At 40.0% G+C, this 22,021-nt stretch carries 13 protein-coding genes; 2 read left to right on the top strand and 11 right to left on the bottom strand.

Annotation, left to right across the window (positions count from 1 at the left end; genetic code table 11):
• Nucleotides 1-38 precede the first annotated feature (38 nt).
• From uxuA to BMY21_RS07990, 9 genes are all read right to left on the bottom strand, one after another.
• Entirely contained in the window at nt 39-1,145 is a 1,107-nt protein-coding gene (uxuA, locus tag BMY21_RS08030; RefSeq protein WP_074642622.1) for a mannonate dehydratase, read from the bottom strand.
• Between the two features lie 265 nt (nt 1,146-1,410).
• Nucleotides 1,411-2,514, bottom strand: a complete 1,104-nt coding sequence (locus BMY21_RS08025; protein ID WP_074642620.1) for a hypothetical protein — start codon at nt 2,512-2,514, stop codon at nt 1,411-1,413.
• Complete coding sequence (locus BMY21_RS08020; protein ID WP_074642617.1) at nt 2,511-2,924, bottom strand: ExbD/TolR family protein; 414 nt, start codon at nt 2,922-2,924, stop codon at nt 2,511-2,513. The genes BMY21_RS08025 and BMY21_RS08020 overlap by 4 nt, the downstream gene beginning before the upstream one ends.
• Before the next feature lie 18 nt (nt 2,925-2,942).
• Complete coding sequence (locus BMY21_RS08015) at nt 2,943-3,554, bottom strand: MotA/TolQ/ExbB proton channel family protein (protein WP_074642616.1); 612 nt, start codon at nt 3,552-3,554, stop codon at nt 2,943-2,945.
• A 36-nt stretch (nt 3,555-3,590) separates the two neighbouring features.
• Nucleotides 3,591-5,177 carry a hypothetical protein gene (locus tag BMY21_RS08010; RefSeq protein WP_074642613.1) on the bottom strand — a complete coding sequence of 529 codons (1,587 nt, stop codon included), beginning with the start codon at nt 5,175-5,177 and terminating at the stop codon, nt 3,591-3,593.
• A gap of 12 nt (nt 5,178-5,189) precedes the next feature.
• Nucleotides 5,190-7,907, bottom strand: a complete 2,718-nt coding sequence (locus BMY21_RS08005) for a tetratricopeptide repeat protein (RefSeq protein WP_074642611.1) — start codon at nt 7,905-7,907, stop codon at nt 5,190-5,192.
• 109 nt (nt 7,908-8,016) lie between these two features.
• Nucleotides 8,017-9,381: a DUF8515 domain-containing protein gene (locus tag BMY21_RS08000; RefSeq protein WP_074642609.1), complete on the bottom strand. Its 1,365-nt coding sequence runs from the start codon at nt 9,379-9,381 to the stop codon at nt 8,017-8,019.
• A 25-nt stretch (nt 9,382-9,406) separates the two neighbouring features.
• Entirely contained in the window at nt 9,407-13,927 is a 4,521-nt protein-coding gene (locus BMY21_RS07995) for a 2-hydroxyacyl-CoA dehydratase (protein WP_074642606.1), read from the bottom strand.
• 24 nt (nt 13,928-13,951) lie between these two features.
• The gene (locus BMY21_RS07990; protein WP_074642728.1) at nt 13,952-16,126 is read right to left on the bottom strand and encodes a DUF4954 family protein; all 2,175 of its coding nucleotides are present in this window, start codon (nt 16,124-16,126) and stop codon (nt 13,952-13,954) included.
• Between the two features lie 19 nt (nt 16,127-16,145).
• Here BMY21_RS07990 and BMY21_RS07985 point away from each other — a divergent pair, with 19 nt between their 5' ends.
• Nucleotides 16,146-18,986 (top strand): insulinase family protein, encoded by a 2,841-nt coding sequence (locus BMY21_RS07985; protein ID WP_074642604.1) that lies wholly within the window; start codon nt 16,146-16,148, stop codon nt 18,984-18,986.
• A 188-nt stretch (nt 18,987-19,174) separates the two neighbouring features.
• Here the strand turns inward: BMY21_RS07985 and BMY21_RS07980 are convergent, their stop codons facing one another.
• Both BMY21_RS07980 and BMY21_RS07975 read right to left on the bottom strand, forming a co-directional pair.
• Nucleotides 19,175-20,302 (bottom strand): hypothetical protein, encoded by a 1,128-nt coding sequence (locus BMY21_RS07980; RefSeq protein ID WP_074642602.1) that lies wholly within the window; start codon nt 20,300-20,302, stop codon nt 19,175-19,177.
• Nucleotides 20,303-20,612: 310 nt separating this feature from the next.
• A complete protein-coding gene (locus BMY21_RS07975; RefSeq protein ID WP_083379786.1) occupies nt 20,613-20,891 on the bottom strand; it encodes a recombinase family protein in 279 nt (92 codons plus the stop codon).
• A gap of 63 nt (nt 20,892-20,954) precedes the next feature.
• On the opposite strand from BMY21_RS07975, the gene BMY21_RS07970 reads away from it, so the two are divergent.
• A complete protein-coding gene (locus tag BMY21_RS07970; RefSeq protein ID WP_177177728.1) occupies nt 20,955-22,007 on the top strand; it encodes a DUF2804 family protein in 1,053 nt (350 codons plus the stop codon).
• The last annotated feature ends 14 nt before the right edge of the window (nt 22,008-22,021 follow it).

Raw genomic sequence — 22,021 nt, 5'->3', positions numbered from 1 at the left:
GAATTGCTCCTCTCCTTTCTATAAAATTAAGTTATAGACTAGCGATACAGCTTTACATTGCTGCGGTCAATTGTTTTTTCGCAGGCTTCCCAAAGTCCCTGAAGGTAAGTAGCACCAAGAGCGCGATCATACAAACCATAACCAGGCATAGCCTTTTCGCCCCAGATCATACGACCGTGGTCAGGACGGATAATTCCATCAAAACCAGTTTCATAAAGAGTCTTTACAATCTTGAATATATCAAAAGAACCAGTACTTGAAAGATGAGCAGACTCCTGGAAGTCGAGAACTGGATCATCAATTGCAGTATTGAATTTAAGGTTGCGAACGTGAGCAAAGTGAATGCGTCCCTGAGCAGCCTTAATGAATTCGCAAAGATCATTTTTGCGGTTAGTACCGTATGAACCGGTACAGAAAGTCAAACCGTTGTGAGGATTGTCTACAGCCTTAAGCATGCGGCAAACCTTATCCTGACTTGTGATGATACGAGGCAAGCCGAATACAGGCCATGCAGGATCATCCGGATGAATTGCCATATCAATATTGTATTTATCGCAGACAGGCATAATAGCCTTAAGGAAGTAAACAAGGTTGTTGAAAAGTTTTTCTTCATCAACTTCCTTGTACATCTGGAATAATTCCTTTACACGAGCCATACGCTCAGGTTCCCATCCAGGAAGAATAAATCCGTTCGAATCCTTATCAATAGAAGCAAACATTTCTTCCGGTTTTACGCCGTCGATAGCCTTAGAATTGTAAGCAAGAACAGTAGAACCGTCCTCACAAACGCGGGCAAGCTCAGAACGAGTCCAGTCGAAAACAGGCATAAAGTTGTAGCAGACCATGTGGATATCTTCCTGACCAAGGCGCTCCAAAGTCTTAATGTAGTTTTCGATATACTTATCGCGATCACCGCCGCCAATCTTAATGTCGTCGTGAATATTTACACTTTCAATACCGGCAATCTTAAGACCAGCATCCTGTACTTCTTTTTTGATTTTCTGAATAGCAGCAAGTTCCCATGCATCGCCAGGAACAGAATCGTACAAAGTTGTAATAACGCCGTGTACCCCCGGTACCTGGCGAATCTGCTGCAAAGTAACGGAATCAAAACCTGTTCCGTACCAACGTAAAGTCATTTCCATTTATGAACCCTCGAATATCTGAAATATTTATATCCAGTTTTTTATGATTTCAGTATAGCATCTGTCAAACGTTTTATCAACTAAAATACTAGCATACAAGTTTATATTTTAAAATATAGGTAATTTACAGTACGTTCCCCTCCCTCCGGTCGGGTCGCTACGTCCGCCATTCCGCTTCGCTCCAGCCTCCGCACTCGCTCACTTCGTTCGCTCGCTTGCGGTGGCCGCCTTCGGCGTGGCTCCCATCGCTAACGTTTTGTTCTTATTAATTTGATGGAGATAAAGTCCAGATAAATTCAGCTTTCGAAATACCTTCACCAGTACTAAACTTCCAGCTGCTGATTTTCTGTCTCATTTCTTTATTTATAATATCAGATAACATAAATTCATTAGCAATTATAATAGTTGAAGATATTACATTACCATTTGCATCAACTGAAAACGAAATCTTAAATGATATTGCTTTTGTAAGAAGCATAGATTTCTTAGCTTCTTCTGAAAGTTTTGTATCGAGATTATATTGTTTTCTTGCTCCTGCACCATCTTTCCACGTAAGAGATTCTTTATCATTACCTTTCGATGGATTTTGATTTTTTCCAGCACCTGTATCATTATTACTAATTGCAGTTCCTTCAGAGTTTTTGATTTTATCCAAATCACTTGAATGATTTCCCTTAGCAGACTTATCATCAGCATTATTAGAAGTACTTTTTATCGATTCACCATTATTTGTATTAACCCTTGCATCAGGATTATCTTTTATTGATGATTTTCCTTGAACCCTTACTGGTTGATCAGTTTGTTCACTCTCATCTGAGTCATCACCAAACATTTTATCAAAATCTCTCATTTTATCTTCTGCCGATTTAGAATTAAACTGTTCTGCCATCAATTCTTCAACAGATTTTGCATAATTAACAGGCTCCGCTGGTTTTTGAGTTGCAGCCGGTTTCGCAGCAGACTTCTGTGTAGTCGTTGTTTTAGCAGGCTCTTTCTTAGGCTGTGTCTGTGCCTTAGGCTTTGGAGTCTCAACTTTTTTTGAAGCCGGAGTTTCTACAGTTTTCTTTACCGGTTCCGGGGCGGGCGCTGGTGTCTCTACTACTTTCTCAACCACAGGTTCTGAACTTGCAGCACTTGCCGCAGACTGCTCTGCAGGAGCCGGAGACTCTTCGGTTTTCTGAACAACCGGAGTACTTGAAAGCACAATCTGCACTTCCTTGTACTGCTTCTTAGGTTCAGGTTTAATCACAAATGAGAAAATCAGAAAAAGCAGCCAGAACAGAACAGTGCCCGAAAGCGCAAAAAACTCACTTGTGTTTTTGCTTGAACTGTCCGGACCTAAAACAGGCTTTCCTCTATAATTTATCATTTTTCTGCCGTTGTCCTCAGATTTATAACACAGTAACCGCTTTCGCGAATTACATCAAAAATCTTTACGATAGTTCCATTTGTTACGTCAGAATCAGCTTCGAGAGAAACAGGGAACTCTTCTTTTTTCGTTGTTCCTGTATCAAAAATCAAAAGCTCTTCACCAAGGCCAGCCATCGAAACTTCCTTATCATTAAAATAAAGACCTCCGTTGCTGTCTGCAGTAATTGTAATCCCTTTAAGGCTGGTAGCTTCAGAAGTATGACTCTGAGGAAGATTCAGTTTGATTCCAGGCAAGGTTGCAAATGTAGTAGAAACCAGGAAGAAAAGAATCAGCTGGAATACAATATCAATCATAGGAGTCATATCAACGTTAGAACGGATACGCTCCCGCTTAGTTTTTAGTTTCATAAGCACAACCCTCGCAACTTAGCGAACTCTTCCGGTAAGACGAAGCAATACAGAAGTTACACGTGCTTCCATTTCTACAACGCGGCGGTTTACCCGCGAAACAAAATAGTTATGAAAAATTACAGATGGAATTGAAACACATAGGCCTGCAACAGTAGTTACAAGAGCCTCAGCAATTGCACCTGCAAGCAGAGCTGGATCACCCATTGAACCGCCGGAACCAAGTACACCGAAAGCCTTAATGTTACCGGTTACAGTTCCAAGAAGTCCAAGCAAAGTAGCGATATTTGCAATAGTTCCAAGCGGAGTCAAAAGATGCTCAAGAGAAGGAATCACAAAATCCATCTCTGCTTCTACAGCTTCGCGTAAATCATGCTCCTCATAACGGCGGCAATCCATAGCCTTTTTTACAACCTGAGAAAGCGGAGTGTCAGCCTGAGCACAGGCAACTGCACACGCCTCAAAATTTCCGGCAGCAAGAAAACCATCCAGATCACTCATAAGTTTCTGATCACGCTTATTGATATTAAAAAAATAAATACATCGTTCGATGATAATGAAGGTCGCAATGATTCCACAAACGATAATTGGGAACATCAACGGTCCACCTGATTTTAATGTCTGAAACATATATACCCCCTTAAAAATCCATAAGTTCAGAAATTATTAAAAGATAAATTTTAAAAGTAAAGTTGCAGATCCACCTCGTGCCTCATATTTTCCGGCATAAGTACGGGTCTCTCCTTTAAACAATTTTATTAAATCGTTAATACTGAGAATTGCACGAACAGAAGGAGTTACACGAACAAAACCTTCAGCTCCTACAATCGGAGTTTCAACACTTCCGTTTATAGGTAGTTCAAAGCTTGAGTTCACTCCCCACTTTGTATTTTCTTCCTGTACATTTACAGTAATTTTTACATTCTGTGTATTTTCATCTGCAGGAACATCAATCCAGTTAGAATGCCATTTTCCACTTACAGTAAGAATTCCCTTGTGATATGAAACAGAAAAATCAGTAGCAAGTCCCTGGAAATCACCAGTCTCATAACCGTAAATTGGGAGATTTGAATCATAGCCTGGAATCCATCTACCGTTATCAAAAGCAGTCTGACGATATTCAAAGCCTGCACTACCGGTAAATGAAGTCTTAATAGGAACAGCTATATTCAATTTTCCAAACCATTCAGAAGTCTCAGTTAAATTCCATTGAACTGTTGTAAATTTATAATTTTCTTCAAGTTCAAAAGCCTTAGGCTTAAAGGAATCAATTCCTCCTTCAGCAGCAATTGAAACTCTTCGGTTAGAAAAAGAAACAGGGAACGATGCATCAACACCAACAGTAAAAGGAACAATTACAGATTTCTCCATAACATTCTTTCCAACAACTGCAGCAGCATCACCATATAACTTTACAAAATCATTTTTCCACTGAAGGTCTAACATAAATTTTGCACGATGGCTTTTTAATATCTCTGAGACATATTCATAATCAATAGTAAAACCTGTATCAAAACCATGACCTGCCCAACGGAATAAAACAGAAGGCTCAAGAGAATAGAAGAAAACATTCTCTATCCATGAAGTTGAAATTTCAGGATATCTGTTATAAAGCCAGGCACCAGCTTCAACACCAATAGAAAAACCATTATCAAAAGTATACGAAAGGTTGCTCTCTGCATTATAAAGGTCGCGGTTAAAAAGTCCGATTTCAGAACTGCCTTCAAATACATTTCCCTGAAGACCATCAGCCGATGATTTATAAAAACCTGATGCAGACCAGTCAACATTATTTTTGTGATATTCTTTTTCCGCACTAAGTTTTGTAGTTCTGTCATTAAAACCATCTGTTACAGAATGATTTGCATAAGCAAGAGCAGATTCATGTTCAAAACTGAATTTAAAAGGACTCGCGCCGACAGTTCTTGCAACAGAAATATTTCCTATAAAGAACAACGGATATCCGCCACCAACAAAACCTTCAGCATAAACAGACTTTTCTACTGATCTTGATTTTCCTTCTGCGACCTCTGTATTTCCTGAAGTTTCAACCTCTGGAAGTACAGGTTCTACTCCACCACTTCCAGACGGTATCTTTAAAACATCACCAAAATCTGGGAGTGTATCTTCGTCTGCTTTTTCTGTCTCACCAGAAATAACAGTTGTTACTTCCGGTAGTTCAATATTCTGTGCAAACATACCGGAAGCTAAAACTGAAGCAGCTGTCATAACCGCATATAATTTCTTTTTCATTTTATATCTCCATTAGTTACGTGCATCACCGGTAACACGGTCTACACGCTCTGCCTGTATACTCTTTGGATAAAGTTCTTTCAGTAATGCCGCTGTCTCACGGGCATCACCCTTAAGACCATCTGCTGCAAATGCTTCTGCCGCACCATAAAGTGCAGCTGCAGCCCCTGAACTGTCTTTTACACTTCTATAATATTCTGCAGCCTTAAGATACATTTCTGCTGCCTTTTTATTTTCACCTTTTTTGCGGCTGTATTCTGCAATGAACTCTGCATTATAGGCTGCAGCAGCGCGCTCTTCTGAACCAGTCTGTCGTGCCAGAAGTTTTACTGCAAGCTCATAAGCTTCATTCTGAGTAGACAAACTTTCTGCATACAGACGGACAAGCTCCGTACCAGCGTTACGTCCTGCTGCAGTTCCAGCACCACCAAGCTTATTAAACTCAGTTTCTTTTTCTGCAACACGGCGGTCTGTTCCGCTTACGATTTTTTCGAGTTCTTTGGCCCGCTTTCCAATTTCATCATCAGCAGCCTGCTGTGCAAAATCGCGGAGCATAATTCTTGCAACACTCAGTGCCTGAGAATACTCCTCCTGCTTGTAATATGCTTCCAGAAGATTTTTATTTGCACCGTAAGCATAGATACTAGCCGGCCACTTTTGCAGTAAAGTCTTATTTAACATAACGCAGCGGTCGTTTTCTCCAAGACGGAGCGCACAGTCTGCACAATAGAACATTGCTGCGTCACTGAAACGGCCCGAAGCATATTTGTAAACATATTTATTAAAACGTGAATAAGCCTGAGAATAATCTCCTGCCGAATAATAAACCTCGCCTACCCGATACATTGATTCTTCTGCATAACTTGAGCGAGGTAATCCTTCATAAATACGGCGGAACCCTTCATCTGCCTGAGAAATCTTTCCCTGACGTTCATAAAGTTTTGCTGTCATAAAAAGAGACTGAGCAGCAAACTCATCACGTCCATTTGTATATGGAGCGAGCAGCTGAATCGCTGCATCATAATCTCCATAATCTGCAAAAATCTCTGCACTTAGAACAACAGCTTTCTGTTTCTGTTCTCCGTCCTGTGAATAACGAACGAGATTTGCAGCCTGAACAGATGCGTTCTTAAAATCGCCGCTCTGCAGCGCAGACTTTACAGCATACTCATAACCGCGCAGCAGATATGGTCCCGGTTCGTCCTGAGTTTCCAAACAATAACGTACAAAAGATGAATATGCATTTTTAAATTCTGCCTGATTATATTCCGCATATCCCTTGTAATATAAAGAAAGCTTTTTAAAGTCCGTGCGGTTAGAGTTCTGTCGGATATACGCCGCAAAACGCTCAGACGCATTATTCCATTTTTTCAGATTTATAAAACACAGTCCTGCAAGATATTCTTTTTCCCCTGCAGAACCTGCATCTGCAATTTTTACAGCCTGGTCATAACGGCCGGTTCTAAAGAGCGCAAGTGCATAATCAAAAGACACAGAGTTTTGTTTTGCATATTCTGAACAAGCTTCTGAATAACGCCCAAGTTTACAAAGTGCAGAAGCATAAAGTTCACCACAAGAAGAATCAACTTTTTCAAACTGACCTTTCTTATAATAATATGAAGAAACAGCAAACTTGTCTGATGCTGCAGGAGTTTTTATTTTTCCATAAACACCAGGAATCTCTTCCCATTTTTCATTCTGCAGCTTACATTGCAAAAGAGTTGAATAGTAAGCATCTGCAGCACCATCTGCAACAGATTTCTTTGCAGCTGATTCAAGACCAGATAATTTTTTTTCTGCTTCAGCAGGATTTCCTTTTTCCAGAAGCAGTTTTGCTTCATACAGATTTTTAAATAATTTCAAATCTGTATTTTCATTTTCTTCATTTATTTCTATTTTGGAAAGATACTCTTCAGTCTTCTCATAATTCTTAGCTTTAAACTCATCAATTGCAAGTCGAATCAAAAAGTCATTTGCAATTGCAGCGGCTTCATCTCCACCTGCAAGTACACGGCTATATGCTTCATATGCATCCTTATTATTCTTTAAGGCTGCACAGGCATCACCATAATAAAAGCAGAGTTTCATATAAACAGCATTTTCAAAATCATTTTCTGAAAGCTTTTTAAATAAAGCTACAGTTTTTGAAGGATTTCCTGTTTTGTTATAACAGATAAAAAGTTTCTGAAGAGCTTCTGAATATTCAGCCGAATCAAAACTGTTTCCGTTTGAAACTACATATTCAAAAAGCGGAATTGCATCCTTGTGTTTTTCCAGTTCATAAAAAGCCCGGCCAGAATAAAGAATGCTGTCCGCATAATAACGCATATCTTTCTGCTTAAGAGAAAGGCTGCAGACAAAATGAAGTTTATCAAGTGCAGCTGAATATTTTTTCTGATTGTAAAAAGCAATCCCCAGAAGATAATTACAGTGAATTATTTCAGATGAACCAGAATGCATTTGAACGAGCGCTGACTCTAAAGCAGTAACAGCCTCGTCAAAACTTTCCATATAAACCAGAGATTCGCCTTTATAGATTAAAGCCGACTGAATCAAAGTTGAATCTGGAAAACTTTTCTGCAGTTTTTCTGCAGCACTCACTGTGCCCGGATAAAAGCCATTTTCAAAACTCTGACAAACTTCATTATAGAGCTGAATATCGGTATCTGCATTCTGTGCAAAACAGAATCCTGTAATCAGAAATAAAAATATAGTAATAAATCGTTTCATATTTATAAATTACCGGTGGTTGAGTGATGCAAGGCATCATATCAAAACCACTCTTATCAGTTTTCCGATGTTTTCAATACGGGTTCGCCTGATCAACCATCGGACAGTTTTATTGTGGGAAAAATCTTTCAGACGATTTTACCCTTGTAAGATAAACAAAGTCATCAGCATAATAGTAACAGAAATTTTCAAGAGTCATTTCCCGTCCATTCATAAAGACTGTACAGGCAAAGCCTCCGTCATCCTGGAAATATGGGAAAAACGCAACACATTCATTAAAAGCCATTATTTCTGGAGATACAGTTCTGTCGGTTCCTCTGATTGCACCTAAATACAATGTACCAGGTTCTGTTGCCGCAAGCACATAAAGAAGCGAATTCAAAACTGCAACTGTATGGCCGGAGTTTTCAACAAAGGTAACTGTATTTGCAACACCTTTTTCTGTAATAGAAGATGCAAAAGGATTCAGTTTTACATCTACTCCAGACTGATTAAACATGTAAGTTTTTCCTGAATATACAGATACAACTGCAGATGCAAGATTTCTTACCCAGTTGAGAGCAAAGAAAAGATCATATTTCTGAGAGAGCACGCCCTGTCTTCCGTTATCTTTTACGGAAACAGTCTCTTTAATAAGCGGCTCTCTTTTTAGAACTCCGCCAGAAATCGGTTCAACAAGACCGTCTGCAATCCATTTTACAAAACCTGCAGATGATAACAAAAGTTTTTCCTTTGGGAAATCTGTCATTTCTGCTTTTTCAAACTTTTTCCCGTTAGAAATATGCACAAGCTCATGATTTTCATCATACATAGCATCCTGCACATAATAGATTTCAGGCAGTTTTTCATGGATTACAGCGCACATCTGTTTCATGCTGTGATATACCTGAGGATCAACTAAAACATAATTCCATGGAAGTTTTGTTTCTGTTATTGTCATCACATCTTCAAAAGATGCTGTGTAGAATTTTTCAAATGACATTCCTGTAGGAACACCGCGAGCAGCGTAATTACCAAAAATTACTAAATCTGCAAGGGCAATTTTTCCCTGAGGAGTAAACTGAATGAATACTTCACTGTTTTTTACAAAATAGTAACGGATACGCAGCGGCTTTCCGGTTCTTTTGTCGCGGATAAGTACCCAGCTTCCAGCAACATCTCCAGGGTAAAGCTCCTGTTCCTCGGTATACATTCCTTTATCAGAATATACATTGACTTTGATAAGTGCTCGAGGGGAAACAAAAACATTAAACGTTGTCTCACTTTCTTCCAGACGAATCTGAAATTTCTGGCCGTTATTATTAGCACGGATTTCCGGCTGATTAGCACGAACCTCACTTAAAGGGGCGGTAAACCAGCGTTCTTCAAGTCCCTTTCGGATTTCTGAAGAATCTGGAATACCAAGCCTGTTATAATCCGCAAAAAACGGAACCACAAGACAGATAGCCGTAATCAGACAAAGTAGTTTTTTCAATTTTTCCTCCCCCTCACCAGGCCGGTTAAGCCTTCATTGCTTCACCGGCAGGATCAGTATCGGTTGCCCCCGCTGCAAGACGAATCTCAGCTTTAACGAGAGAACCGTCCGGCATACGAATCATATTATTATCAACTTCATCCGGATGATTTCCAACCGGTGCATTAGAAAGCAGAAGTTTAAGTCTGTTCAACTGGTTAACCTCAGAGCTACCCGGGTCATAATCGATTGCAGAAATGTTTGCTTCAGGGAAGCGGCGACGCAATTCCTTAATCATACCCTTTCCGGTAACGTGGTTTGGAAGACATGCAAACGGCTGAACACAGGCAATACTTGGTGCGCCCTCGTGAATCAACTCAACCATTTCTGCAGTAAGGAACCAGCCCTCACCTGTCATGTTTCCAAGCTGAACGATATCATCAACACCCTTCATCAAATCGTAAATTGAAGATGGAGCTTCGAAACGGCGGCTTCTCTTGAGGTACTTAATCATCTTCTTTCTGTAAAGATCAAGTGCCCAAACAAGCAGTCTCGAAATAATTTCAGATTTAAGAGAGAACTTCAAATCTCTACGGCGGATAATATCATCAGAGAAAGTATAGAAGAAGAAGTCTGCAAGGTCTGGCATTACACACTCTGCGCCTTCACGTTCAATTGTTTCAACAATCTGGTTGTTTGCAGTCGGGTGGAACTTAACAAGAATCTCACCTACTACACCAACGCGCGGCTTTTTAATAGGCTTGAGCGGCAGATTGTCAAAGTCGCGGATAATATCCTTCATCAGTTTATTGTAAGCACGGTTAGAAACTCTCTTACTGAAAAGAGCTTCTGCACGCGCATTCCATTTTTCGTAAAGCTGATTAGCACTTCCCGGAACTGCCTCGTAAGGACGTGTACGGTAAAGTACGCGCATAAATACGTCGCCCACCATAATTGCCTTAACAAGATTATCAATCAGAGGGAAATCAATCTTAAAGCCAGGATTCTTTTCAAGCCCAAGAGCAGAAAGAGAAAGAACTGGAATTTGTCCCCAGCCCGCGTCATTCAATGCACGGCGGATAAATCCAATATAGTTTGTAGCACGACATCCACCACCAGTCTGGGTGATAATCAATGCAGTTCTATCAAGATCATATTTTCCACTTTCAAGAGCAGCAATCATCTGACCGGCAACAAGCAGAGACGGATAACATGCATCATTATTTACATACTTAAGACCAGCTTCTACAGCCTTAGGATCTACAGCATCAAGAACTACAAAGTTATAACCGCAGGCAGAAAAAGCCTTCTCCAGAATCTTAAAGTGAATTGGAGACATCTGAGGTCCAATGATTGTATAGTTCTTACGCATTTCTTCTGTGAAGATAACACGGTTATAAGCTGATGACTTAATAACAGGCTTAGCCTTATTGCGGCGACGCTCTTTAACAGCTGCAATAAGAGAACGGATTCGAATACGAACCGCGCCGAGGTTACTTCCTTCATCAATCTTGATAAGAGTATACATGCGGCTCTTAGCACGAAGGATTTCATCTACCTGATCTGCAGTTACAGCGTCGAGACCACAACCAAAGCTTGTAAGCTGAACAAGCTCAAGGCTAGGCATTTCACTTACGAACTGAGCGGCACGATAAAGTCTGTTATGATATACCCACTGGTCAATAATGCGCAGAGGGCGTTCAATATTTCCAAGATGAGCAACAGAGTCTTCTGTAAGAACAGCAAGACCAAGTCCGTTAATCATTTCCGGAATACCATGGTTGATTTCCGGATCAAGGTGATAAGGACGACCGGCAAGTACAATACCGCTACCGCCCTTTGTAATGATTTCTTCGAGAGCTTCTTCACCCTTCTGGCGAACTTCCTCTCGGAATTTTTCCTGTTCTTTCCAAGCTTTATCTACAGCATCAAGAATTGCGTCGCGTGTAAGCTTAGGGAATTTTGGAAGCATTTCCTCGCAAAGACGCTCAGCAAGAGCAGCCTTATCATAAATAGGAAGGAATGGATCCATATAAGTAACAGTAGGATCCTGACGAAGTTCATCAACGTTATTGCGGAGAACTTCAGGATAACTTGTTACAATAGGACAGTTATAATGGTTTCCAGCTCCAGGGTCTTCCTGATATTCATAAGGTGCACATGGATAGAAAATAAACTTAATACCACGCTGCAAAAGAGAAACCACATGACCATGGCTGATTTTTCCAGGATAACATACAGACTCAGAAGGAATTGTCTCAAGACCTTTTTCATAAACTGTACGGCTTGAACGCTGACTCAAAATTACACGGAAGCCAAGTTCATTGAAGAAGGTAAACCACATTGGATAGTTCTCGTACATATTAAGAACACGTGGAATACCAACATCTCCCATAGGAGCATCTTCCGGCTTACGAGGTACATAATTGAAAAGTCTCTTATACTTCCATTCAAAAAGATTTGGAAGTGGACCAGCATCATCACCATCAAGATCTGTATTTTTCTTGTTACTTGCGTCGATTACTTCGCCTTCAATTTCGGCTCCCTTTTCACAGCGGTTACCGGTAATAAAGGTACGTTTTTCATCTCCAGTAGAGAATGTATTTATAGTAAGAAGACAGTTGTTCTGACACTTTCCGCAACGGCGAAGATCAAGTTCAACATGGAAGTTTTCAAGCTGCTTGAGAGTTGCAATGTGAGAACGTACATCATGTACAGTTCCTTCAGGCTCGCCTGGTTTTGGAGCCATAAGATCCTGCCACTGGTCGTAAGCAATAAGAGCAGAACCGTAAGCACCCATGAGACCTGCAACATCAGGACGGTAAACATGAACACCTGCAATTTTTTCAAAGGCACGCAGGATAGCATCATTAAAGAAGGTACCACCCTGTACAACTACCTTTTCACCAATATCAGAAGCCTTGCGAAGTTTGATAACTTTGAACAAAGCATTTTTGATTACAGAATAAGAAAGACCTGCAGCGATATCAGCAACAGAAGCACCTTCCTTCTGAGCCTGCTTTACGCGGCTGTTCATAAATACAGTACAGCGTGAACCAAGGTCAACAGGTTTCTGCGCCATAAGGGCAATCTTTCCGAACTCTTTTACGTCCATGCCCATTGTGTTGGCAAAGTTATCCAAGAAGGAACCACAACCAGAAGAGCAGGCTTCGTTAAGCTGAATGCTTACGATAGCACCGTCCTTCATGCGAAGACACTTCATATCCTGTCCACCAATGTCGAGAAGGAACTCAACACCTGGAACAAAGAAGTTTGCAGCGCGGAAGTGAGTGATTGTTTCAACTTCACCAGAGTCTACACCAAGAGCAGCCTGGAAAAGTGCTTCACCGTAACCAGTAGAAACAGCACGTGCAATATATACATCTTCAGGAAGCTTAGCATAAAGGTCTTTCAAAACCTGAACGGCAAGCTCAACAGGATTTCCCTGATTGTGTGCGTAGAAATCCCAGATAATACGGCCGTCTTTATCGATAAGACAAGCCTTAGTAGTTGTAGAACCTGAGTCCAGACCAAGGAATACAGGGCCGTGAGTTTTTGTCAGTTCGCCGCGTTTAGCCTTCTGCTCTGAATGACGAACTTCAAACTCATCAAGTTCTGCCTGATTTTTGAAAAGCGGTTCAAGACGCTGAACTTCGCTAAGCTCAGCACCAACAAGATTTTTAAGATTTTCGCGGAACTCAGAAATTGTAGGGAACTTAAAGCCCTGAGCAACTTCCTGACCTTCTCCGCCAAATTTTCTCTCTGCACCAAAAGCACAACCGCTGGCAACAAAGAGCTGAGAATCTTCAGGAACAATAATCTCATCATCCTTAAGCTTCAAAGTCTCAACAAAGCGTAAACGAAGCTGATCAAGGAAGTGAAGCGGTCCACCAAGGAAAGCAACGTGACCGCGAATAGGCTTACCGCAGGCAAGACCGGAAATAGTCTGTGAAACTACAGCCTGGAAAATAGAAGCCGCAATATCCTCGCGGCGTGCACCTTCGTTAATCAAAGGCTGAATATCAGTTTTAGCAAATACACCACAGCGGGCAGCAATAGGATAAATCTGCTGCATACCCTTAGCAAGTTCGTTCAAGCCAGAAGCATCAGTTTCAAGCAAAGCAGCCATCTGATCAATAAAGGCACCAGTACCACCGGCACAAGTACCGTTCATACGCTGCTCAACACCACCGCGGAAATATGTAATCTTGGCGTCTTCACCACCAAGTTCAATTACAACATCAGTTTGTGGAATAAGTTTCTTTACAGAAGTAGTAGCGGCAATTACTTCCTGAATGAAAGGAATATTCAGCCACTGAGAAACAGAAAGACCGCCAGAACCAGTTACCTTAGCAGTAATAGTTCGGCTCTCACCACCTTCAACATTTGCAACAAGAAAATCAAGTGCCTTATTAACAACGGCAATAATTGTGCTTCTTATATCTGCACGGTGACGCTGATAGTCACCGTAAATCAATTTGTCATCATCATCAAGAACTGCAACCTTAACAGTTGTAGAACCAACATCAATACCGAGTCTTATCGGAAGCAAAGTATTTTCGTACATAGTATTGATTTTAACGGTTATCCCCTACTTAGTCAAACCAACAAATATTTCTTTGATTTTCGAGGTGAACTCAGCAGTGTCATTACGAAGCTTAAGCAGGAACGAGTTATCTTCCAGAGGTCCTATAACCTCGTCCATTTCTTTTTCGCTGCGGTAAACCATGTTGCGGTAATAATCTGTATAATCCTTTTCGCGTGAACGCAGAGAGGCATTGTAAATATCATAAGCTACAATCGAAACATCATCTGTAATATTTCTATACAAATCTACAGAGAACTCTTCTATCGGTCGTGAATAAAGCTTTTCAAGAAGATAAAGTGCATAACGAACCTTCCACTGCTCATAAGAACATTCACATAGCTTATAGAACTCATGTACATCAGCCCAGTTCTTTACAGTGCCATTCTTAATAGAAGCAAAAAGTTCCTGAATCTTATCAGATGGAATAATCTGGCCGCCAACATTTTCCCATTCAGTGAAAAGTGGAAGCCTTCGAATTCCTTCTACCAGTTCGAAGGTAAGTTTTTCCTGATTCAAATCCTGACAGAAACTCATAAGTGTACGGGTTGCAAAATATTTTACAACCTTACGGTAAGTTTTATATGCCTGTGCCGGCTTTACAATTTCAGCACCATATTTTTTCTGGCAGATTGAATCTTCGACAGTAAACTCAGCATCCGGATTCTGATGAAGGAAATCTTTTGCAGCCTGATACTGCTCTTCTGGAGTTAGTTTTCCTTCTATATATTCATTATTTGTCGACTTCAAATAACCGATAGTCAGCCCGATTATGCGTTCAAGCGCATTCATTACTTCCTGCATTGTATCAGGAGCAAGCGGATCTGTTTCAATAAACTGAATTCTCTTTACACGTTTATCGCGCTTAGTAAATTTATCTTTATTTCTGGTGATGGCAAACATATCATACATAAACCACCAGGCAGGAATAATTGTAATTTTTGACGAACCATTACTTCCCGGAGCTACAAGTGCAAAAGGATAAGGAATATCAAGTTCATACTGATAACTTCCTTTTGAAACAAGTACAAATGAAGCAAAGCGGGAATTATGCTTAAAGTCACTGCAAAGACCAGGCCAGAAACCTCGTTTTGCAAAAATTTCTCCATCAGGAGAACGGCTGTTATGATTACTTCCAATTGTTGCGCCAGCAGCAATATTACTCTGTCCCATAACTGTAGTTGCAATCAGGAATGAAGAATTATGATGCTGTTCGTGGAACGGATAAATCAGGTTATTTAAAATTTCACAGCAGGAAACGGTTGAATTGTCACCAAGAACAGAGTTCAAAACACGAGCTCCATACTTTACCTGACAGTTACGGCCCAATACAAAGCGAACGGCAATAGCCTGGTAGAATACTTTACAGCCATAGCCCATAATACCGTTTACCATTTCAACGCCTTCACCAATCTGCGAATGCTCCTCTTCAGAAGAAAGAACAGTTATATTTTTAAGCTTAAAGGCACCTTTTATGTATGCAGCAGGTCCGATTTTTGAATCCTTAATGATACTTACATTTTTAATAACAGCATCGTTTCCAACAGTTCCAAAAGTATTCAGTTCATGAGAAACGCCATACTCTGTAAGTTCAACAAAACGCTTGAGAAGTTCCTCATCATCACGGTAGTGAGACCAGAGATATGCATCACCAGGAATCATATCTTCAAAAGGAAGAACCTTACGGCCTTCATTTTCGTTAGCAACCCCAATCCAGATTCTGTGTTCTTCCGGCTCCCCTTCTTTCAAAATACCATTACCGAATTTTGCATGATTGGTACAGCTCATCTCATTTATATTGAAGAGAATTACTCTGTCGCCAAGGCGGTAATTATCCAGATAAAAGACATTGCGGATAACACAAAGTTCCCCAGTTACAACATTACTGAGCTTTGAACGCTGAATACCACATTCAAGACGAAGGTCATTATATTTTAGAACGATTCTTTTAATTTTTCCAAGTACAATAAAACCTGCAAAAAAGGAAAGATGAATAAGAGAAGGATCAAAACCATCATCAGAATCATCAACATAAACATTATTCCAGGAAGGATCTTCATTATGATTCAGATTTTTCTCAAGCACTTCAATTTCAGAAGCTGTGAGATGACGTTTTCCTTTCAGCAGTTCTGCAGGCACAACAAGTGATGCATAGTCTGCAGCATTTTCAATTTTAACCATATATGTTATCATATATAAGATGATTTTTAAAAGCAACAAGATTCTTACAATTATTTCCCTCTCAACCTGCCTTTTTACTGCAAAAATGTTTGCAACACCGGTAAAATCAGTTCAGGAATACACTCTTGAAAACGGAATGCAGGTTTTTATTCTGGAAGATTCATCAGATGCACAGGTTCACATTGAATATACCTGCCGCGCAGGATTTTCATCGCAAACACAGAGCACATGCGGCTTTTTTAAGCTTTACACAAAACTTGTACAGGCGGCTAATGCAAATCTGACATTTACAGATGTTCAATGCAATGCAGATTCATCACGCTATATTATTGATGTCAGCCCATCCCAGGTAGAAGACACACTTTTTTCCCTTTCAGATGCAGTTTTTTCACCTGATTTTTCTGATGAACTGCTGAAAGCACAGTTAACGGCCCTTAAAAAAGAAGTCAATGATAATAAAGATACAATGTCCTTCTATATAAATGCTGCTATTGATTCACGGGTATTTTCTGAAGCACCATGGAAACATGATTCGGGAATTTATCCTCCGCTATTTAAGAAGACCACAGAAAAAACAGCACGCACAGTAATTAAACAGATTTCAGAACAGTGGTACACTCCAAAAAACAGTGCCGTATTTATCAGCGGAAACCTGAATACAGAACATACAATGCTGATGCTCAGAAACAGTTTTGGCCGTTTTTATTCAAGTTTCAGGACTCCATCTGAAAAACCTTCGAGACCCGTAAATAAGCAGAGAAAATATGTACTGCATTCAAACGAAATCTCACCAGATCTTACACAGTTAGTCATTCAATATACCCTTTTTGATATGGAACAAAGTGATTTACTTGCTCTTGCAATGGGATACGAAGGCTCACTATTTAAACAGCAGATTCTAAGCTTTAATGAACTAAACATTCCTGGCGATGAATATATAAATGTTTCTGCAGCACATAAAAAAGACAGTTCACGCCTGATTATTCAAACACTTTTACAGCCACCAGAAGATAAGAAAGCTGCAGCTGCAACAAATTCCTTCAAACAGACAGAACTTTTTCTCAAACAGCTCGATCTTATTCCTCATATAGTTCGTCCAGAAGAATTCGAATACGCAAAAAATCAGCTTGAATACAGTTTGAATAGAACCGCAGCCGTTCCAACCGAACTGATGCAAACTCTTTCTGAATTCTGGGCATTAGAACCATATTATCAGGGAGACGAAACAGATACAGAAGATTATTCTTCTCAAACTGCCCGCCGTCTCATGGAACGACCACAAAAACTCCATGCAAACACTCTTACAGAAGCTCTTACAAAACTTCAGAGTGAAGCTCCTTTCATTTTTGTTATCATAAACAGTAAAGATTATAAGTTAAACAAAAAGGCTTACACTTCTGCAGGCTTTGAAGAAATCAACGAAAAAAATGCATCCTGGTATGTTCAGCAGATTTTTAAGGAAGTTCTGAAGGAAGCTGATACTCAAGATTCTGCAAAATTATACAGCACACAGTCCATTGCCGACGACAACAGTTATTATCAGAAAAACCGTGACACAATTTCAAATTTCACACTGTCAAATGGAATAAAAGTCTACACAAAACAGAATCCCCTTTCTGCACAAACCTCACTCATCCTTTCGATAAATGGCGGAAAATATAATTCTTTTGATGACAACGGTTTTGAAGAAGTAATGATTAACCTTACAGCAGGTCTGATTCAAAAAAAACTCAGAGCTGCACAATCAGAAGGCTTACTGACAGGCGCCTTTTATGTAAGTTCAGAAACAGAACTTTCCACAGGTAAGATAATAGTAGAATTTGACACAGAAGATACATCCGCAGTCTTAAAAACACTCAGCGATGCAATTGTATATGGAGAAATAGCTCCTGCAGATGCAGACCGCGCAGTTTCTGCACGCAAATACAGAAAACGCCTGGAAAATGGAACAGCATCAAACCAGTTATACAGTGCACTCATAAACCGCATTTACAAAAAAAGCCGCCAGTCCTCTGTTTTTGAAGCAGAAAAAGAAATTCTTTTAGATACAGATTACACAAAAATCCTTTCAGCCTACCCTGCAATGCTTGATGCATCCAGATACAGCGTAATTATCTGCGGAGCCCTTCACGAAAAACTCCAGCCGCTTATGGAAGAAACACTCGGACATCTTGCCCCACAGGAAAATAAAGAAGAATCAGAAAAAGAAAATCTAAACATACAGAATCCAGATCTATCAGGTGCAAAAAATCTAACAATTCAGGTACGCCACACCTTCCTTACAGACATCCCTGCAGAAAAGGCAGGCCCTCAGCCAGCAGTTCTCATTCCGACTACTGAATTCTTAGACCCGGTAATCTACGCAAATCAGGCTCCGGTACCTGGAACAAAACAAACAGCCCTTTATAATGCTCTCTTAAATTATATTGGAACAAAGCTTGAAAAATCTGATTCATCATATCTGGTAACTGTACAGTTCCCGCGCAGCAATCTGAATATAGGCTCCCTTACAATTCAGAATGTAGCGCACACCCGAGAACTGGATGCTCAGTATAAATCAATAATTCAGACAATAAAAGATCAGCTTCACAGACTCCAGGCAAATCAGACAATAGTCCGCGAAATCAAAAATAACTGGATTCAAAAACAAATGTACCCGACCAGTTCCGACACAGGTACCGCGCTTCTCATGCAAAAAGGCCTTGAACTCTTTGTATCACAGGCATCCCAGAATCCTTGCTGGTATCTTGATGAGTACAACTATATTCAGACCGCGAACGCCCAGGATTTTCTGGAAATCATGGAATACTTCCCGGTTATCCCTCCTGACCGAATTTACTCAAGCGACTCTAAAAAGTAAGCTTACCTTTCGGCCGTCTAAGTTTATTCCGTTCCTTTTCAGAACAATCGGAGCTTCTTCAAAGTTTACAGCTGATATTCCACTCCAGCTAACAGTTAAGTTTTGATCTGACAACAGTTTAGACAACTGAAATAAAAAAAAAGACGTCCTCTTGCGAGAACGTCTTTTTATCAGGTATCTAAACTAGATTAGAGACCAAGTTTGATTACAGCTGGAACGCTCCAGTTGAACTTTCCTTCAGAGTTAGTAGCACCCTGATTGATATCAGCGCGGAATGCAACATCAAATGAAGCAGAACCTACATTGAAAGTAACACCAGGCTTGAATGTCATAGCAAACTTGAAGTCATCGAAGTTCCAACCTTTATCTCCATCAGGCTCTGTTGAAGCCAAGAAGTATACACTAGCAGCATCGAGAGCATATGTAGCCTTTACAGTTGCATGAAGACCAACCTTCATATCACCAGCAGCATTCTTGAATACAGATACTGGAAGGTGAGCAGCAATTGTCAAAGCATCAGCAGAATACTTTACAAAGTCATCAATTGTAAGTGCAGTGAAATCGAAATCTCCATTAAATCTGAAGTTCAAGTTTCCGAACACGTACAATCCATCAGCATTGTAATCTGTACCGATACCAATAATCTTATCTTTGTCCTTACCTTTGTCAGCCCAAACAGCAGCTACAGAACCAGCTCCGTATGTATACTTTGCTTTAAGTCCGTATCCCTTATATCCATATTTGTCAGCTGTAGATGTCCATGCTGTATCAATTCCAGGGAAGATAGCTGCTGTAATATCAAGACCATCCATTGGATTGAATTCCAATTTCAAACCATTTCCAGCAATATATTCACCACCGAATGCACCCCAAGTTCCTGGCTGTTCACCATAAACTCCGTGCCACCAGAAAATCTGCTCTTTGTAAGAATCAAGGTTGATGTCACCAACAGTTACCTTTAATGTATCAATTGGTTTGAACCAAAGGCTTACATTGCGGATACGAATACCGTGAACCTGCATAGACTTGTTGGCATCACCATCTTTTCCACCTACTTCAGTATAAATGTTTTCACCATTTGTACCATCATAGTCGTACCACAACTGGAAACTTGCACCGGCCTTATCTGTAGAAGCAGAAAATTTCAATGCATCATCATCTTTCTGATTCTTGTTTTTAAGTGTGAAGAACTCAATTTTATCATTAGCGTCATCGTTAATGATACTTGCTTCCATCTGCACTGTTGAACTAACGTCCACTGCGAACATTGAAGCTGCACACAATAAAGCAGCAGCTCCCATTACGATTTTTTTCATTTGAAAAAATCCTCCTTTTTATTTGTGGATTTCACAAACCAACGGTTTTTTACGTGAAATCCTCTTTTTTTTTATAATTCTAACACGCTCTATATGTGAAGTCAAGAAAAATATTTTTTTTTATTTGCGTTATTCTCCACTTATAAGGGAAAGTTCTTAGGGTACTCTTATTTTTAGCTTATTTGCTTTTTTCTCTCTAAAAATGGACATTGCAGTAAAAAAAAGAAGCATTTTAGGATGGTCAACAGCAAAAAAGCAATAGATTCCGCAACTAAATTATACCTATAACGCCCCTTTTTACACATGAATATTATTTTTCTTCACAGCCGGTCAGTTTATATCTGGAATTCAGCTTACCTTTTGGACGGCCCAGTCTTGAAAGTTCAGAGCAGATAATAATGTCGCCCTGCTTTGTTTTTTGAATAAGTTTACCGAGATTTCGTTTATTTGGAGAAACCGTTCCGCTGATTGTTTCTTCAATCCAGGCACTCACACGAAGGCCGTTTTTCTTAATGAATCGATTGATTTCGAATCGTTGATTTTCGACAGTCTGCTTGTCTGTGCTAACACGAATATAGCCATAAATCATAAATGTCTCCTTAGAAAAGATACAGAATTTGTATTTTCCATGAAGTTAGTTTATAATAGAAGAATGTATTCGCGGCAATTTTGTGAACCTCCAGAACAACTGGTGCAGAACGGAAAGGCGCATTTTGGCTCTTTTGATGGAGTCTCTCCTGCAATTGATATACGGGGGATGCGGGCACCTTATGCTGGAGTTCCAGTTCCTTCTATAATATCTAACCTCAGAATAAAAAGCCGGCTGGAATATATTTTTTCGCTTAAGGATTTTATAGGGCTTTGTCAGTTTTATGATTTTAAAATGCTCGGCCTTGGCGAAATAATCTTCTGGAATAAAGAAACCGGCAAAAAATATGTATATCATACAATCATGTCTCCGCGCCGTCGTTTTGTACCGGTGCTTACCACCAGAGGAATCTGCGCCTGCTACAGAAAGGCAAGATTTATAAAGATTTCCTGGGGACGCCAGCACAAACATCACGCACTCACCTTTAAGGTAAAAGGAGACAATGCACGCCCAGATGCAGAAGGCTATGTTTATTCTCCTATTCAGGATGATATGCATACAGATGCACTTTTTGTCTGCCCTTCTCCGGCTTCATCACGCTGCAGTGCAACCTGGTTCTCTTCCATGAAAACTATGGGACATATTGCAATCAACGGAGAAGCTTCACAGGATTCACAGGGACTTGGTATGATGATTCTGAATCGTACCTATTTCAAATTTCATTCAAAAAATTCCACAGCGTATGGAATTGGTAATTTAAAGGGTAAAAACATTGTTTTTTATCTAAATACTTCAAATATGGATGCTGCTGCTTCAGATTCTTATAACAGTAATGTTCTTGTTGTTGATGGAAAGCAGACTGCACTGCCACCAGTTTATATGACCCATCCTTTTGGAATCGATAAAAACTGGATTATTCAGGATACAGAAAGCATGATAGATTTAACTTTTACTCCACTTTCTGTAAATTCAAGAACTCTGAATCTTATTGCTTTAAGAACAAATTATTACACTATGTACGGAACCTTTGAAGGTGTATTATTAACTTCTGATGGCGAAAAAATAACTCTTAAAAACTTTCCAGGCCTGCTTCATAAAGGAATGCTCAGGCTTTAGACGAATTCTTCTGG

The organism is Treponema bryantii (assembly GCF_900111035.1).
Classification (GTDB): domain Bacteria; phylum Spirochaetota; class Spirochaetia; order Treponematales; family Treponemataceae; genus Treponema_D; species Treponema_D bryantii_C.
The sequence above is the reverse complement of the archived record's forward strand: the minus strand, read 5'-3'. Positions and strand labels throughout refer to the sequence as shown.

Bases quoted from the DNA above. Each gene is read 5' to 3' on its own strand.
- uxuA (WP_074642622.1), bottom strand. From the start codon at position 1,145: ATGGAAATGACTTTACGTTGGTACGGAACAGGTTTTGATTCCGTTACT.
- BMY21_RS08025 (WP_074642620.1), bottom strand. From the start codon at position 2,514: ATGATAAATTATAGAGGAAAGCCTGTTTTAGGTCCGGACAGTTCAAGC.
- BMY21_RS08020 (WP_074642617.1), bottom strand. From the start codon at position 2,924: ATGAAACTAAAAACTAAGCGGGAGCGTATCCGTTCTAACGTTGATATG.
- BMY21_RS08015 (WP_074642616.1), bottom strand. From the start codon at position 3,554: ATGTTTCAGACATTAAAATCAGGTGGACCGTTGATGTTCCCAATTATC.
- BMY21_RS08010 (WP_074642613.1), bottom strand. From the start codon at position 5,177: ATGAAAAAGAAATTATATGCGGTTATGACAGCTGCTTCAGTTTTAGCT.
- BMY21_RS08005 (WP_074642611.1), bottom strand. From the start codon at position 7,907: ATGAAACGATTTATTACTATATTTTTATTTCTGATTACAGGATTCTGT.
- BMY21_RS07995 (WP_074642606.1), bottom strand. From the start codon at position 13,927: ATGTACGAAAATACTTTGCTTCCGATAAGACTCGGTATTGATGTTGGT.
- BMY21_RS07990 (WP_074642728.1), bottom strand. From the start codon at position 16,126: ATGGTTAAAATTGAAAATGCTGCAGACTATGCATCACTTGTTGTGCCT.
- BMY21_RS07985 (WP_074642604.1), top strand. From the start codon at position 16,146: ATGATTTTTAAAAGCAACAAGATTCTTACAATTATTTCCCTCTCAACC.
- BMY21_RS07980 (WP_074642602.1), bottom strand. From the start codon at position 20,302: ATGAAAAAAATCGTAATGGGAGCTGCTGCTTTATTGTGTGCAGCTTCA.
- BMY21_RS07975 (WP_083379786.1), bottom strand. From the start codon at position 20,891: ATGATTTATGGCTATATTCGTGTTAGCACAGACAAGCAGACTGTCGAA.
- BMY21_RS07970 (WP_177177728.1), top strand. From the start codon at position 20,955: ATGTATTCGCGGCAATTTTGTGAACCTCCAGAACAACTGGTGCAGAAC.